18 protein-coding genes are annotated in these 14,106 nt (G+C 49.9%); 12 read left to right on the plus strand and 6 right to left on the minus strand.

All coding sequences use genetic code 11. The features are described from left to right. The first annotated feature begins 149 nt into the window (after positions 1-149). Positions 150-587, plus strand: coding sequence for a hypothetical protein (locus KU854_RS00840; RefSeq protein ID WP_255555350.1), 438 nt, complete (start codon positions 150-152; stop codon positions 585-587). A gap of 11 nt (positions 588-598) precedes the next feature. On the opposite strand, the gene KU854_RS00845 is transcribed toward KU854_RS00840, so the two are convergent. Beyond that, positions 599-1,063: a DUF5680 domain-containing protein gene (locus tag KU854_RS00845; RefSeq protein WP_218356606.1), complete on the minus strand. Its 465-nt coding sequence runs from the start codon at positions 1,061-1,063 to the stop codon at positions 599-601. A 138-nt stretch (positions 1,064-1,201) separates the two neighbouring features. Here KU854_RS00845 and KU854_RS00850 point away from each other — a divergent pair, with 138 nt between their 5' ends. Continuing rightward, positions 1,202-1,516 carry a hypothetical protein gene (locus KU854_RS00850; RefSeq protein ID WP_218356607.1) on the plus strand — a complete coding sequence of 105 codons (315 nt, stop codon included), beginning with the start codon at positions 1,202-1,204 and terminating at the stop codon, positions 1,514-1,516. Between the two features lie 62 nt (positions 1,517-1,578). On the opposite strand, the gene KU854_RS00855 is transcribed toward KU854_RS00850, so the two are convergent. Both KU854_RS00855 and KU854_RS00860 read right to left on the minus strand, forming a co-directional pair. After that, entirely contained in the window at positions 1,579-2,007 is a 429-nt protein-coding gene (locus tag KU854_RS00855; protein ID WP_218356608.1) for an N-acetyltransferase, read from the minus strand. A 104-nt stretch (positions 2,008-2,111) separates the two neighbouring features. Beyond that, positions 2,112-3,095 (minus strand): hypothetical protein, encoded by a 984-nt coding sequence (locus KU854_RS00860; protein ID WP_218356609.1) that lies wholly within the window; start codon positions 3,093-3,095, stop codon positions 2,112-2,114. Positions 3,096-3,237: 142 nt separating this feature from the next. On the opposite strand from KU854_RS00860, the gene KU854_RS00865 reads away from it, so the two are divergent. The 9 genes from KU854_RS00865 (at position 3,238) to KU854_RS00905 (ending at position 9,497) form a co-directional block, all read left to right on the plus strand. Then, entirely contained in the window at positions 3,238-3,711 is a 474-nt protein-coding gene (locus KU854_RS00865) for an Lrp/AsnC family transcriptional regulator (protein ID WP_218356610.1), read from the plus strand. Then, a complete protein-coding gene (locus KU854_RS00870) occupies positions 3,708-4,124 on the plus strand; it encodes a VOC family protein (protein WP_218356611.1) in 417 nt (138 codons plus the stop codon). The genes KU854_RS00865 and KU854_RS00870 overlap by 4 nt, the downstream gene beginning before the upstream one ends. A gap of 80 nt (positions 4,125-4,204) precedes the next feature. Further along, positions 4,205-5,104 carry a 1-aminocyclopropane-1-carboxylate deaminase/D-cysteine desulfhydrase gene (locus tag KU854_RS00875; RefSeq protein WP_218356612.1) on the plus strand — a complete coding sequence of 300 codons (900 nt, stop codon included), beginning with the start codon at positions 4,205-4,207 and terminating at the stop codon, positions 5,102-5,104. A 72-nt stretch (positions 5,105-5,176) separates the two neighbouring features. After that, a complete protein-coding gene (locus tag KU854_RS00880; protein WP_218356613.1) occupies positions 5,177-5,809 on the plus strand; it encodes a flavin reductase family protein in 633 nt (210 codons plus the stop codon). Positions 5,810-5,882: 73 nt separating this feature from the next. Continuing rightward, entirely contained in the window at positions 5,883-6,449 is a 567-nt protein-coding gene (locus KU854_RS00885; RefSeq protein WP_218356614.1) for a Crp/Fnr family transcriptional regulator, read from the plus strand. Between the two features lie 60 nt (positions 6,450-6,509). Beyond that, positions 6,510-6,992 (plus strand): anthrone oxygenase family protein, encoded by a 483-nt coding sequence (locus KU854_RS00890; RefSeq protein WP_218356615.1) that lies wholly within the window; start codon positions 6,510-6,512, stop codon positions 6,990-6,992. A gap of 109 nt (positions 6,993-7,101) precedes the next feature. Beyond that, positions 7,102-7,692: a TetR/AcrR family transcriptional regulator gene (locus tag KU854_RS00895; protein WP_218356616.1), complete on the plus strand. Its 591-nt coding sequence runs from the start codon at positions 7,102-7,104 to the stop codon at positions 7,690-7,692. 88 nt (positions 7,693-7,780) lie between these two features. Next, positions 7,781-8,638, plus strand: coding sequence for an alpha/beta hydrolase (locus KU854_RS00900; RefSeq protein WP_054780659.1), 858 nt, complete (start codon positions 7,781-7,783; stop codon positions 8,636-8,638). 385 nt (positions 8,639-9,023) lie between these two features. Next, positions 9,024-9,497 (plus strand): NYN domain-containing protein, encoded by a 474-nt coding sequence (locus KU854_RS00905; protein ID WP_054779773.1) that lies wholly within the window; start codon positions 9,024-9,026, stop codon positions 9,495-9,497. 11 nt (positions 9,498-9,508) lie between these two features. Here the strand turns inward: KU854_RS00905 and KU854_RS00910 are convergent, their stop codons facing one another. The 3 genes from KU854_RS00910 to KU854_RS00920 all read right to left on the minus strand — a co-directional run bounded on the left by KU854_RS00910 (position 9,509) and on the right by KU854_RS00920 (position 12,816). Next, complete coding sequence (locus KU854_RS00910) at positions 9,509-10,015, minus strand: GNAT family N-acetyltransferase (RefSeq protein ID WP_218356617.1); 507 nt, start codon at positions 10,013-10,015, stop codon at positions 9,509-9,511. A gap of 72 nt (positions 10,016-10,087) precedes the next feature. Continuing rightward, positions 10,088-11,431, minus strand: coding sequence for a TldD/PmbA family protein (locus tag KU854_RS00915; RefSeq protein WP_218356618.1), 1,344 nt, complete (start codon positions 11,429-11,431; stop codon positions 10,088-10,090). Then, complete coding sequence (locus KU854_RS00920) at positions 11,431-12,816, minus strand: TldD/PmbA family protein (RefSeq protein WP_218356619.1); 1,386 nt, start codon at positions 12,814-12,816, stop codon at positions 11,431-11,433. The genes KU854_RS00915 and KU854_RS00920 overlap by 1 nt, the downstream gene beginning before the upstream one ends. A 215-nt stretch (positions 12,817-13,031) precedes the next feature. Here KU854_RS00920 and KU854_RS00925 point away from each other — a divergent pair, with 215 nt between their 5' ends. Next, entirely contained in the window at positions 13,032-14,018 is a 987-nt protein-coding gene (locus KU854_RS00925; RefSeq protein WP_218356620.1) for a CobW family GTP-binding protein, read from the plus strand. Positions 14,019-14,106: the final 88 nt, after the last annotated feature.

The raw sequence follows: 14,106 nt of genomic DNA on the forward strand, positions 1-14,106 counted from the left end.
TTACTCGCGAGTTGCCGAAATTGAAAAATTCTTCAAACAAGGCTCTACAAGGGCTTTCTTACTTATTCTCCCATCTTCCTTCTGCTGAAAAATGGTTACACTTTACGACCATTTGCTGGGTGCTTTTACAGCTATTAACCTCTTCGGGCATGCACGTGAAAGGTGACACCACCGCCGCTGGATTGACCTGGATTGATTACACCCACATGTACGGGGGATTGGGGTTGCTGATGTTCGCGACCGTGTTTTTCGTCGTGGTATTGAGTAGGCGTAAAGTGACGGATCTCTACCCGTGGCTTAGCGGCAACGTAGGCAGGATTATTGAAGACATTAAGGTATTGCTGACCTTTAAATTGCCGGAAGCAAGACCGGCAGGGTTAGCTGCAACCATAGAAGGTCTTGGGCTGCTGGCGTTATTGCTGGCAGCCGTTACCGGGACACTTTGGATGATCTCCTTCCTGAGTAATAACACCTCAGATCCGGATTTTCTGGCGATTCACAAGACCGCAGTAGGCGCTATTGAAGCCTATGTGTGGGGGCATGGTCTGTTTGCGCTGTTCCACTTGCTAACGTGGTGGCGACGCTAGGTCAACAGACCCTAGTCTTTGATTAGCCCGCCGTGGTAGTGAAGTTCATAGACTTTTTTGCCGTCAAACACGATCCACTCATAGCCTTTAAAATGCTCGACATCGCCAAGGTTGGTATCGTGGTAAGTCCCCCAGGGTGTTTCGTTCACGGAGTCACCCAAAAAGTGACCGGTTTGGTATAGGTTTGCCAAACTCGCCATTACAGCATTGCCTGCCATCTCCGCGTTATAGGTGGCAGGCCTGATGATCCTTCCATAGTAATTCATTGCCCAAACGGGTTTACCTTCAAAATAAACGACTTCCTGACCAAGGAAATCGGTGCCACCAAAGTAGCTGTCGAGATAAGAAAACGGGCCTTCTTCAAAACGGATATCGTGGGAGCCAGTCCTGCTGGATTGGCATTTTGGTGCGCGCGCGACATAGGAATTGGCCTTGGCTTTGACGATGAAGTCATACAGATAATGCGCTGTAAACATGTCGGTTCCTGACTGAAAGAGAGATGCAGAATTATAGCTGTACAAATAAACAGTATTTGCGTATTGCGTCTCAAACATGAGAGCAAAAACAATGACTGTGTCTATAATTTCGTCAGGTAGGCAAGAGAGGCAATGTAAATGGATAACTGGAAAGAGCAGGAAGTTGCTGAGTTTGCGCTGGCTGTGATCTCAAAGCGAACCATAGGGAATACGGGCGCGGAGTACGAAAAATCCGGCAGTGGAAAAGACTGGCAGGATTGCCTGACTTTGAGTTTTGATGGTTTCAACGATGCGAGAATATTGTCGTTGGGCAATGTATGGCGCGATGTGCTGGAAAACAAAAAAACCGAATTTACCGGTGAGGTGCTGGCGCAGGAAACGATCGTAAAGCTGGGCGAAACCATTCGATTGGAAACGCCCTATGAAGTTGAAATAAAGGTCAGCTACCAGTAAATAACCCTTCTGAGTTAAGTCGCCGTGCTCGAGTAAGTCTTACGCTTTAAGTGTTTCGGGCACTAGTTGCTTGACCATTGCATGGTGAGTTCTGGGTGGCCTGTGTGTTCATCGTCTTGCTCGCTGACAACCGCAAACCCCTGTGACTGATAGAAGCCAACGCTGTCGGGGTTTTCTTTATAGACGGAAAGGGTAATTTCACTGCGTTTAGATTTTGCGTCGTCTAACAGCGCTTTGCCGATACCACGGCGTTGATGTTCCGGCGAGACAAAGATCGCAGGAAGAAAATCTTCATATAAAGCGTAGAATCCGGCCACTTCACCATCCCGCTCAAAGACATAGCATTCGGAAGCTGGAATATACATGTTGCGCATGTTCTCCACTTGCCCGCGCCAAAACGAGGCATCAACGAAATCATGGGCCTTGATGGAGGCTTGAAGCCAAATCGCCAACACGGCGTCCATATCTTCTGTGCGAAAGGCGCGAATCATAATTTTATCCTTAAAAGACGAATGGACGAGATGATAGCGGTTTGACTGGCTTTGAGTAAGTGAATTTGGAAAGGAGGTAAAAAAGGGCGACAAGCGCCCTCCGGTTATTGGGCAGGGCAGGCCTGCGTCGGGACGACGGAGCGATAGAACCATTTTTCATAGCGCTTGCCTTCAACCAGTCTGATCAGCCGCGATACGATACCAACCATGACAAGGGCAAAGACCAGCCTGCTCCAGAAGATAGTGGTGAAATCCGCCCCAATCACCAGCATCAACAAGGTGTCTTCTATCAAACTGTGCAGTAACCCCAACAGGGTAATAGAGGTGAAAACATCACGCGGTGGAACATGTCCTTTCTGCGCTTCGTTAATCAGCAAGCCTCCACCATAAGAGAGGCCCAAGGTGATGCCAATCAAGGTTAAGTTGGTGGCCTCTTTGCTGATCCCCATCAAACGTAAAAAGGGGCTCAAAGCCTTGGCAATCAGACGCTCAATACCCAGGATTTTGAGAATATTGAGCACCAACACCAAACCGAATATCACCACAAACACCATCACCAGATTCTGCAATTGGATGAGCGCCCAAGCGCCGAGGGCGTTGTCACCTTCACCTGATGGTTGCCAGATAATATGCGCCGTTTGTTGCAGTGACCCGGTGGCATTGAAAAAGTGATAGAGAATCCAGCCGAAAAACATGGCGCCGGCAATGCGGGAAAAGACCGCCCACCAGATGGAGACGCCGGATTTTTTTGCCAAGCCCACTTCAACCGGCATGGAATGGGCAACCAACATCATGCAGCTGAGAATCGAAGCCTGAGCAACCGTCATGGTGATATCGGTATTGATTAACACGACCAATCCCGAATAGATATTGACGAAAATGGCGGTCGCCCAAACCAACCCCATTTCCGGTGGAAGCCCGACAGCGCCCATTACCGGTGCGATAAAATCCGAAAACCAGACCACACCGCCCATTTCCTGAAAAATTTTCACGACGATGATGGTAGGGATCATCACCTTGTAGAGTGTTTTGGCGACGTTGATGCTGTCTCCCAGTGTGCGCCGTAAAAATGCTGTGACTGCCTGCATAGCCCTCGTATCCTTCTGAGACTGTAGGATTCAATATTACTCCGATTTTGGTTAACAGGATTTCCATTTGCATTGAGTGTGGTTTTGATGATTTCCTTAGATGGACGATTTGGGAAATATTCGCGCTACGGAAGGAGAAAGGATGGAACTGGACCGGATAGACAAACGCATTTTAACTGCACTGCAAAAAGATAACCGTATCCCCAACGTCGAACTTGCGGAATGGGTGGGGCTATCGCCGCCAGCGTGTTTGAAGCGGGTAAAGCGGTTACGTGATGAAGGGGTGATTTCCAAAGATGTGTCTATCCTGAATCCTGAACTGGCGGGAAACAAGCTCACCTTGATTGTTTCTGTTGAAATGGAAAGGGACAGAAAAGAGATTTACCAGACATTCCGCGCCTCAATTCTCAAAGCACCTGAAGTAACCCAGTGCTATCAAATTTCAGGCAGTTACGATTTTGTCCTAATCGTGAATGTCGCGGATATCAAAGTCTATGAATCCTTCGTTGAGCGAGTGCTCCACACTGATTTGAATATCCGCAAATTCCATACCTCGGTCGCGATGCGTCAGGTGAAATTTGAAACAGCGATTGACCTTGATGGGGAAAGCCAATGAAACAGAATATTGTCCATATTGCGCTGGTAGTCAGGGATTACGACGAAGCCATCGACTTCTATGTCAACAAGCTTCAGTTTGAGCTGATTGACGACACTTACCAACCGGAGCAGGACAAACGCTGGGTGGTGATTGCGCCACCGAAATCACATGGCGTGACATTGCTTTTGGCAAAAGCTTCAAAGCCCGAGCAACAAGCATTTATCGGAAATCAAGCGGGTGGACGGGTCTTCCTGTTCCTGAATACCGATGATTTCTGGCGAGATTACGAACGGATGAAAGCGATAGGCATCAATTTTATCCGGCCACCGAAAGAGCAGGATTACGGCACGGTTGCGGTATTTGAAGATTTGTATGGCAACCTTTGGGATTTGCTCCAGTTAAACCCTGAACACCCCATGGCGAAGCGGTAATTGGGCGCAGGCTAGAGGCTTTGCGTGTTAAGGCAAATTTGCAGGTATAATCCGCCCACCTGCAATTTAGTCTGCATGCCATGAAACTCAACCAAACCCCGGTTACACAACACACTTTTGAAGGCTTCACTTTTTTCCTTAAACGTGATGATCAGCTTCATCCGCATTTTTCGGGCAATAAAGCGCGTAAATTAATGGCGTTGCTGGAAGTGGAAGATCCTTCGGTCACCCATCTGATTGGCTACGGCTCTCCACAAGCCAATTCACTGCTTTCCCTCGCGGCACTGGCCGACATGAAAGGCTGGCAGCTGGAATTCTATGTTGACCGCATTCCTGCCTGGCTCAAAGAGACGCCGATTGGCAATTATCGGGCAGCGTTAAACCTTGGTGCCAAGGTTCTTGCGGTGTCTGATTTAGCCTCAAAACCGATGCATCCATCTGAATACATCCATTTGCATCGGTCTGGCGAAGGGTGTTTGGTCGTGCCTGAAGGTGGGCGCACGCCGATTGCAGAAAAAGGCGTTGCTGGGTTGGCGCAGGAAATTCTTACCTGGGTTGAAGAGGCGCAACAGAGTAATTTGATTGTCGCCTTGCCTTCAGGAACAGGCACCACCGCTCTCTTTTTGCACAAACACCTCAAGCCGCATGGTATCGAGGTAGTGACCTGCGCGTGTGTGGGCGGTACCGATTATCTTATCGAGCAGTTTAAGGAACTGGGTGAAACAGATTTCCCAACTGTCTTGCAGCCTGAAACCAAACACCACTTTGGCAAGCTCTATCCGCAGGATTATCAGGTGTGGCAATCATTGCTTGAGCAAACCGGTGTCGAATTTGACCTGCTCTACGACCCGCTAATGTGGCGTTGCCTTGAAAATTGGCGGCCACAAAACAGGGGTAAGTCGCTGCTCTACATCCATCAGGGCGGCATTATCGGCAACGAGAGTATGTTGCCTCGCTATAGACGCAAATTTGGCGGCTAAATGATGTTGTCCGGGTGATCGAAATGTCCTCTTGGCTGGTACTGCAAGGAAACTCTGACTTGGGAATTTCCAATGCATTTCAACAGACAAGCATTAGATCAACTGGAAGACCGCTTTCGTGCCCGACTGATTAATAGTCTCTCGGGCTTCAAAAGTGCCAACCTGATCGGCACGATCAGTGACAACGGCATAACCAACCTTTCTATTGTCAGCTCAGTATTCCATATTGGCGCAAATCCGCCGCTGGTGGGCATGATTATCCGCCCGCATTCTGTCACCCGGGATACACTGGAAAACATCATTAATACCCGCCAATACACGATCAACCAGGTTTCTGACAGATTTTGGCAACAGGCACATCAGTGTTCGGCACGCTATGATGCAGATATTTCTGAATTCGATGCTGTTGGGCTGACGCCGGAGTATGTAGAAGGTGTGTTACCGCCCTTTGTGGCTGAAAGCCAGTTGAAGTACGCGCTGGATGTGCGGGAAATTCAGACGCTGGAAATCAACGGGACGGTATTAGTGATTGGTGAGATCGGCGAGATTTTCGTTGGCGAGGACGCGGTCGCTGAAGATGGCTACGTGGATATCGAAAAAATCGGCACAGTCGCCGTATCCGGTCTGGACAGCTACCACACAACGCAGCGTCTTGGCAGGCTGAGCTACGCCAAACCGGGGCAAGAAATTAAGAAGATCGACTGACAACGCAATGAAACACTCAGGGACTGAGCGGGTTGCCTAGAATGAGGTTACCGCAGCCAGAGATGAGATGCCAGTGGGCAGTATTCCATTTGGACCGCTACTGAAAGGGATGGAGCCAAACATCCAGCAAATGCTTGAACAGAGTGCTAAGCCGCTTGGATGTAGTGCGCAGCGCATTATCCTCCGTCCCGAAGAAATCTGGCGTCATTGCTATTGGGTTTCCTCCGGTGCTGTGCGCTTGTACTACCTTGACCGGGATGGCAAAGAGCACAACAAAGCGTTCTTCGTTGACGGCGAGTTTTTCTGGCCGGTCACCCAATCTCTCCAAACCAAACCCTGTGGTTTTTTTATCGAAACCCTTTGCGAAAGCGCGCTCGTCTCTTGGGAGGTTTCCGGCTTTAAAGCGGCGTTCACGGACACGCAATGGCAACGTTTTTCGCTGCCTTGGGTGGAAGGGCTCTTGAATGCAAAGATGGAAAGGGAGCAGGATTGGCTGCAACTTAACGCAGGTCAGCGCTATGAGAAATTGCTCGCCACAAAACCTGACTGGATTCACTGCATTCCTGACATGCACCTCGCCAGTTACCTCGGCATTACACCTGAATCCCTTTCGAGGATTAAACGTCAACTTAACAAATGATAAGGCACTATCAATCTTCAGATAACACACTGGCTTTCAACACGATTGAAAGGAGGCGTTATGGGAACAGTGCTGAGTTTGGGGTCGACGTTGTTGCTGGGATTGATGGCGGGCTTTTTTGCCACTTACAGTTTTAACGTCAACTATGCCATGTTAGAAGTGAACGGTGAGATGTATGCCACCGTCCAGTCTTTGTTTAACCAGAATGTCCGTCACGCGGGTTTCTTTCTCTGTTTCTTTGGCGCAGGTGCGTTGCCACTGCTTACTGCCGTCTATTGGTTCACCAAACGGGAACGAATATCCGGTTGGGCGTGGTTAGTCATTGCTTTGGCCTATATCCTTGGCATCATAGTGTTTACCCGGTTTATCAATTTACCCCTGAACTACTACACAGAATCGTGGAACCCGATGGCTCTGCCTGGAGACTGGGAAGCGATCAGGGCTAGCTGGAATGATGCCAACCTGTTTAGGGCGGTCTTATCTATCGGCTTGTTTGCTGTTGCTTTGATTATCAGGGAGCTGTGGAAGCCCAAAACGCCCTAGTGCAGCCAGTGGTTTTAGAACCTTCCTGCAGCAACTCTGACCAGTGAATGGGTAATTGATAAATCGAACGTTCGTGCTATTTTGAAATTAACGAATTGAGTGATACCTAATGAGCAAAAAGAAACAGACCCGGGAGCAGATCTTATCCGCAGCGTTTGATATGGCGAGCCAGGAAGGGCTGGAAAGCCTGACTATCGGTGAACTTGCAAAACGGGTAGGCATGTCCAAAAGCGGTCTTTTTGCCCATTTCAATGCCCGAGCCAACCTTCAGGCAGCGGTGGTGGAGTATGCCGGTGATCGCTTTACTGACCGTGTAATTGCGCCATGCCGTGAAGCCTCGCACCCGAGTGTAGAGGCCAAAGTCCGTCATTTGCTGGACAACTGGCTGACCTGGAACGGCTCCTTTCAGGGCAGTTGCATGTTCTTGGATGCGTGGCGGGAAAGCCACAGTGAAGAAGATACCATGCAGCAAGCGCTGGAAGTGACCATTAAAAAATGGCTCGGTTATCTGCATATTCAGTTCGAAAAAGGGATCGAAACCGGCGAATTCAAGCAAGATCTTGATTGCTGGCAAACCGTGTATGAACTCTACGGATTGTACCTAAGCTGTCACCTGTTCCAGACCTTGAAGCTGGAAGCCGAAGGCTCACCAAAATTCTGGAAAGGGATCGATTCCCTGTTTGAGAAAATCAGGCGTTAAGCGAAGACGGAAAGCAGCAAACGATCATGGCTGCTTTTTCATTAATTCAAAATAGCACGACCGTTCTAAAAATGATGAGGGACATTTCATGAGTAGCAAAATCTACTTTGGCAACAATAACCGGTTTAGCTTTCGCCGCAGTGCATTGAGTGTTGCCAGCAAACTGCACCACAAAATCGCGCCGAAGCATGCTCTGAAAACCGCGCGCCGACTGTTCCTGACGCCAGCAAAAGGCAGAGAGATTAACCCACTCCCTCAAGGCATGAAGATAGAAGCGGTTTCTACATCACAAGGCAAGATGATGACCTACCGTTTGGGCTCAGGGCCAACCTGGGTACTGACGCATGGCTGGTCTGGGTCTTCCAACCAATTCTTTCCCCTGATGCAGTTTATCGCCGATGCTGGGTTTACTGCATTGGCATACGACCATCCGGCGCACGGAAAAAGCGAAGGCAAAGAAGGGAGCATTCCAGCCTTTTTGATGGCGCTGGACGGCATTTTGAACAAAGAGGCGCAAATCGAAGGGGTGATCGCTCATTCAATGGGAGGTGCGACGCTGTTGGAAAGCGAACACCCGGCATTGCAGGGTAAGCCGATCATTCTGGTGGCTCCGGTACTCAAGTATTGGGACAACCTGTTCGGTACAGTGGAAGCGTCCGGTTACTCCATGAAACTTTTCCGGGAAGTGGTATCAACGGTCAGCAATGAATACAACGTGCGTATCGAAGATGTGGATCCTTTTAAAAAGCTCGGTAACCGCCAGTCTCCCGTGTTTATCGTCCATGATAGAGGTGATCGGTTTGCGCCATTTGGCGTCTCTAAAGAAGCCTCTGAAAACTATGCACATGTCACCTTGGTTGAAACTGATGGGTTGGGCCACGGCCGTGTGCTGAAAGCCGATCCGCTGAAAGAGGCATTTACAAAAATCGCTGGTGGGTGTGCCTAGGGTCTGTTGACCTTTGGTGGTTAAATTTTGTTCTAGCCATAAGCGTTTTAGGCGCGGCGAGGTGTGTGCCGCCTAGTTATTCTAAGCAAATACACCTCAACAAAGCATAAAACGCTTAGGGCAGAACCCTTCGGGCAGCGTTTGTGGGGAATTTCTGCTGTGTTATCGGCTTCTCATGTAGGCTAGCTACACATCGAAGCCTCTGCCTTGCATAAAATCCCCACAAACTGCTGCAAAAATCATCATCAAAGGTCAACAGACCCTAGTATGGCATCAATGTTGATCACTTTATCAATCTGGGCGCTATCCCTGTCTCTGTTCTGATTTTTGTTCTTCCGGTGTGTTATCCTCCCCGTGATCTCACAACAGCACACCGGAATTCCCCTTGAAGAAAATTGCCGTATTTGCAGACGTTCAAAATATCTATTACACCACCCGACAGGCTTATGGCCGTCAGTTTAATTACCGCAAACTGTGGCAAAAATTGCAGGAGATGGGCGAGGTGGTGCATGCGACTGCCTATGCGATCCGCCGCGATGACGATCAGCAAATTAAATTCCAGGATGCACTGCGCCATATCGGTTTTGAAGTGAAGCTGAAACCTTATATTCAGCGTGCCGATGGCAGCACGAAAGGGGATTGGGATGTGGGTATCGCCATTGATGTGATGGAACTGGCGCCTGAAGTCGATGCGGTGATCCTGCTTTCCGGTGATGGGGATTTTGATTTACTGCTCAACAAAGTGCGTGAACGTTATGGCAAAGAAGCCATTGTGTTCGGCGTACCGGCGCTGACTGCTAATTCCCTGATCAACAGCGCCGATCGTTTTATGCGCATTGAAGAAGATTTGCTCCTCTAGATTGCGCTTAATCAGAGGCGACGTTTCAGCAGCATAACATCGGGTTCCGGTCGCGAGCCCGATTGCTCAACAAAATCCAGTTTATCCAACAAGCTCAAACATCGGTGGTTATCTTCCAGCGTGATAGCAATAAGTGATGTCATGCCCAGCGTATTCCTGGCAACTTCTATCATCAGCTCAGCCGCTTCTCTCGCATATCCCTTGCCTTCAAATTCGGGCAGGTAGCCAAACCCCAAATCGATATCATCCAGCGTATCGCGGTCAATTAAACCACACACGCCAATCGGTTCACCGGAGTCTTTCAGCTCAACCGCCAATAGACCCATAAACCGCTCTTTGTACATAGGAATCAAGGTTGATCGCAGGTATACCGCCGCATCAATATCGCTGCGGATGTTTTTGTCACCGACAAAGTACAAAAAGCCCGGGGTGTTGTAGAGCCGGTTGATGAAACCGGCATCGCTTTCATGGAGAAGACGCAGGGTGAGGCGCTGGGTGGTGATAGGCAAAGACTGCATGATTTTGTCCTATAAAAAGCCCGTATCAACATGACCAAGCGGTATGCCGATACGGGGCTTTTTCTTTATATATTACTTACCGGCGATGCTCAGTCGCGCAAAGCGGATCATAGGCGCGAAGAAGTGACCGTCGTAGTTGGCGATCACTGTGTTGCTGACGGCTTCTACCTCTTTGATCATGGTGTAGAAGTTGCCTGCCACCGTAATGCCACGAACCGGTTGGATACGCTTGCCATCGCGGCACAGGAAGCCACTTGCGCCAAACGAGAATTCGCCGCTGACGGAGTCCGCACCCGAATGCACACCCTGAAGCTCAACGAGTTCCAGATATTCACCTGCAGTCACTTCGGCTTCGCTGCTCTTGCCAGCGCCAATCACATCATGGCGTGAAGCAATGCTGAGCGAACCTTTCGCCGAACGGCCAGCGTTCGGAGTATGTGCCACGCCAAAATGTGCTGCAGTGGCTGAGTTGTGCAGTAAGCCAGTCAGTACACCGTCCTGAATCAGTGGTGTATCTGCCGTTGCGAAGCCTTCGCCATCGAATGCTTTAATGGCATGACCACCCGGCATATAGGCAACATCGGTCAGCGTCAGCAGTGGGCTGGCAACCTGTTCACCCACTTTATTGCGCCAAGGGTTAATGCCCTTTTTCGCCCATTCGCCGGAGAAGACTGAACCAAACGCACCCAACACTTCGTTCAGGCAGTCCTGTTCAAAGATCACTGAATATTGACCGGTTGGAACTGGCGTACCCTCCAGCAATGCTTCCGCCATTTGGTAAGCATCTTCAATGATCTTCTCTGGCGTCAGGCCGTCGAAAGTACGGGCAACAGAAGCGGCAATATGCATTGCTTGCTTGTCGTTGTGGTCAATCAGCGCCGTGGTATAGCAGCTCAGTGTGCGCTCGCGGTGGGAACAACGGGCGCCAAGTGTGTTGCCCAGTAACAGCAGGGAACTGTTTTCGCTGTAACCGTTGTACGGGGCACTTTTCGCCAGTGGTTTCTCGCGGATTTTGCCTTCCAGCGATAGCGCCAACTCGATTTTTTGCTCGGCGGTGGCGTTATCCTGCTGGTAGATTTCTGGATAATCCGTGCTGATGTTTAAACCTTCCGCGCGGATTTTCTGCAGCGGATCTTTTTTGGTAAAACTGGCATTGGTCAGTGCCTGGTCAACCATCTGTGCCAGGTTTTCCGGCTCCAGTGATTCGGAATAGCTGATCGCCACGTGCTCATCTTTGATCACGCGAACACCAATCACCTGGCTGGCTGTTACCTTGTATTCAGACAATTCGCCTTGATCGGCTTTCAGGCTGAAGCTTTCGCTGCTTGATGCAATCACATCCGCTTCTGCGCCACTTTTTCTCGCCAGTTCAAGCACCTGCTCAATGGCGTTTTCCAATGTTTTCATTTCGCTCATCAGTTACCGCCTCCTACCAGGATATTGTCGACTTTCAGCGCTGCCTGCCCAACCGTGGTGGGAACAGAACCGCTCACTGAACCACACATACCGGCGGCAAGTTCGAAGTCTTTGCCCACCATGCTGATCTCTTTCAGCACTTTTGGACCTGTACTGATAAGCGTGGCGGATTTCAGCGGCTTGGTCACTTTACCGTTTTCAATCAGGTAGGCTTCCTGCACCGCGAAGTTAAATTCGCCGGTACCCGGCTGCACGGAGCCGCCGCCCATCTTCTTGGCGTAAATACCACGCTCAATGCTGCCAATCATGTCTTCAAACGAATCATTACCCGCTTCGATGAAGGTGTTGCGCATGCGTGAGGTCGGTGCGTATTTGTAGGATTCACGACGGCCAGAGCCTGTGCGTTCAAAGCCGGTTTTCAGGCTGCCCATGTGGTCAACCATAAAGCTGGTGAGCTTACCATCTTTGATCAGTTGGGTACGTTGGGTTTCCATGCCTTCATCATCGATGTTGATAGAACCCCATTCATTGGTCATCAAACCATCGTCGACCGCATTCACGACTGGGTTTGCAATCATTTCGCCCATCTTGTCGTGGAAGACCGACGCTTTCTTGGCAACCGAAGTGGTTTCCAGCAGGTGACCACAGGCTTCGTGGAAAATCACGCCGCCAAAACCGTTACCGATCACTACCGGCATTTCACCGGAAGGACAGGCTGATGCGCCGAGCTTAATCAGCGCCTGCTTGGCGGCCATTTCGCCCAGCGCTTCCGGGTCGATTTGGCTGTTAAATTCCCAGCCGGACAGCATGCCCGGTGCTTCGTAACCGGTAGCCTGCTCATTGCCCAGAGTCGCTACAACCGATGAAGCAATGCGGGTGTAATGGCGGGTATCCTGCGCATGAAGGCCAGTAGAGTTGAAGATCTCAATCTGCTGCTCGCGTTGAAGAATGCGGCTGACAATCTGCGAGATTTTGTCGCTTTCAGCACGGGCGCGGGCGTCAACACGCTTAAGGAATGCAATTTTCTCTTCAACATGGTTGTTAGTCGAGAAAGGCTGGCTGACAGGATGGCGGTCTTCGCGCTGCATGAAGTTCAATGCGCCAGCTTGTGCAATCTGGTCACGTTTGTCTTTCGCACACAGCAGGGAGGTGACCTGCTTAAGCTTTTCTTCATCCTGACTGTTGGTGTAGCCATAAAGCACTTTATGGCCGAAAAATAGACGGATACCGATACCAAAATCGATGCCTGAATTCACTTTATCGACGTCACCGGAAAGCACTTCAACGCTACCGGAGTGATGTCTTTCAACAAACAACTCCGCAAAATCTGCCCCCAAAAACAGCGCGTGATCAATCACGGCCTTGGCAGTGTTTGGATTTAACATTCGTTTCTCCTCGCCAGAGTGAGTTTTTCTCTTATTACTTTGAGGTTATCAGCAATGCGTAAACGCACCAATCATCTTTACCTTTTAGTGAGATAGACCATTTCTATGTGCTGAAAGTTTGCTCAATTGCAGTCAGAAATGGAAAAAACACTCCCTTCTTGAAAACAGCTTGATACACTTCGCTTTCTTGGTGCTGCCTGTACATGGAAACAAAAATGGCCGAAAAACTGACGAAAAAAGTTCCAACAAATATCATCACCGGATTCCTGGGTGTTGGAAAAACCACAGCAATCCTGAATTTGCTTAAACAGAAGCCTGAAAACGAAAACTGGGCGGTATTGGTAAATGAGTTTGGTGAAGTGGGTGTCGACGGCGCATTCCTGAGCGAGCAGGGCGCGATAGTCAAAGAAGTCCCGGGCGGCTGTATGTGCTGTGTGGCAGGCTTGCCAATGGCAATCGGCATCAATGCATTATTGGCGCAAAATCCTGATCGCCTGTTGATCGAGCCAACCGGCCTTGGCCACCCAAAAGACATTATCGGCAAACTGCTTTCTGAGCATTACGAAAACTATATCGAACTCAATGCGACCATCACGCTGGTGGATGCACGCAACTTCGCAGATGCACGCTACACCGAAAACCAGAATTTCCAGGATCAACTGGCACTGGCAGATGTCGTAGTAGCCAACAAGGTCGATTTATCCTCGCCAGAAGATCTGGCCGCGTTTGATGCCTATGTGGCGAATTCTGAAATTGCCAAGCTGGCGGCAGGCTATGCCGAGCAGGGTCAACTGAACCCAGAATGGCTGTCATTGCCACGTGTTGACCGCAACGCTCAATTCGCCCACCACCATTCCCATGACGGTGATGAAATGCCGCCGTTTGAACTTGAACCAGGTCAGAAATTCTGCCGCAAGGAAAACAAAGGGCAGGGCTATGTCAGCTGTGGCTGGGTGTTTGAACCGAACACTGTATTCCCGTTTGATTCGCTCTATGGCCTGTTTTCCAACCTTAACGCTGAGCGCGTGAAAGCGGTGATGAAAACTGACGACGGCATGTTTGCGTTCAACGCGGTGAACCAGATGGTGACGGTCACGCCAATCAGCCTGGATGGCGTGGAATCTAAAGTCGAAGTGATCGACAAAGACCCGCTGCCGTGGGATGAACTGGAAGAGATCCTGCTTTCGTTTATCCAGCAATAACGACGCCAGATGCCCAACCCTGTGTTGGGCATTTTTTTGTCCCTCTGTCTGCGCCAAAATCCCGCCAAAGGTGGCAATCTTTGGCTAA

This window comes from Enterovibrio paralichthyis (assembly GCF_019209835.1).
In the GTDB taxonomy this organism is placed as follows: domain Bacteria; phylum Pseudomonadota; class Gammaproteobacteria; order Enterobacterales; family Vibrionaceae; genus Enterovibrio; species Enterovibrio paralichthyis.

What these genes read in the sequence shown, in the direction of transcription:
- KU854_RS00910 (WP_218356617.1), bottom strand. Translation starts at nt 10,015, where the DNA reads ATGCAGTCTTTGCCTATCACCACCCAGCGCCTCACCCTGCGTCTTCTC.
- KU854_RS00900 (WP_054780659.1), top strand. Translation starts at nt 7,781, where the DNA reads ATGAGTAGCAAAATCTACTTTGGCAACAATAACCGGTTTAGCTTTCGC.
- KU854_RS00840 (WP_255555350.1), top strand. Translation starts at nt 150, where the DNA reads ATGCACGTGAAAGGTGACACCACCGCCGCTGGATTGACCTGGATTGAT.
- KU854_RS00865 (WP_218356610.1), top strand. Translation starts at nt 3,238, where the DNA reads ATGGAACTGGACCGGATAGACAAACGCATTTTAACTGCACTGCAAAAA.
- KU854_RS00890 (WP_218356615.1), top strand. Translation starts at nt 6,510, where the DNA reads ATGGGAACAGTGCTGAGTTTGGGGTCGACGTTGTTGCTGGGATTGATG.
- KU854_RS00870 (WP_218356611.1), top strand. Translation starts at nt 3,708, where the DNA reads ATGAAACAGAATATTGTCCATATTGCGCTGGTAGTCAGGGATTACGAC.
- KU854_RS00925 (WP_218356620.1), top strand. Translation starts at nt 13,032, where the DNA reads ATGGCCGAAAAACTGACGAAAAAAGTTCCAACAAATATCATCACCGGA.
- KU854_RS00895 (WP_218356616.1), top strand. Translation starts at nt 7,102, where the DNA reads ATGAGCAAAAAGAAACAGACCCGGGAGCAGATCTTATCCGCAGCGTTT.
- KU854_RS00845 (WP_218356606.1), bottom strand. Translation starts at nt 1,063, where the DNA reads ATGTTTACAGCGCATTATCTGTATGACTTCATCGTCAAAGCCAAGGCC.
- KU854_RS00920 (WP_218356619.1), bottom strand. Translation starts at nt 12,816, where the DNA reads ATGTTAAATCCAAACACTGCCAAGGCCGTGATTGATCACGCGCTGTTT.
- KU854_RS00855 (WP_218356608.1), bottom strand. Translation starts at nt 2,007, where the DNA reads ATGATTCGCGCCTTTCGCACAGAAGATATGGACGCCGTGTTGGCGATT.
- KU854_RS00880 (WP_218356613.1), top strand. Translation starts at nt 5,177, where the DNA reads ATGCATTTCAACAGACAAGCATTAGATCAACTGGAAGACCGCTTTCGT.
- KU854_RS00860 (WP_218356609.1), bottom strand. Translation starts at nt 3,095, where the DNA reads ATGCAGGCAGTCACAGCATTTTTACGGCGCACACTGGGAGACAGCATC.
- KU854_RS00875 (WP_218356612.1), top strand. Translation starts at nt 4,205, where the DNA reads ATGAAACTCAACCAAACCCCGGTTACACAACACACTTTTGAAGGCTTC.
- KU854_RS00915 (WP_218356618.1), bottom strand. Translation starts at nt 11,431, where the DNA reads ATGAGCGAAATGAAAACATTGGAAAACGCCATTGAGCAGGTGCTTGAA.
- KU854_RS00850 (WP_218356607.1), top strand. Translation starts at nt 1,202, where the DNA reads ATGGATAACTGGAAAGAGCAGGAAGTTGCTGAGTTTGCGCTGGCTGTG.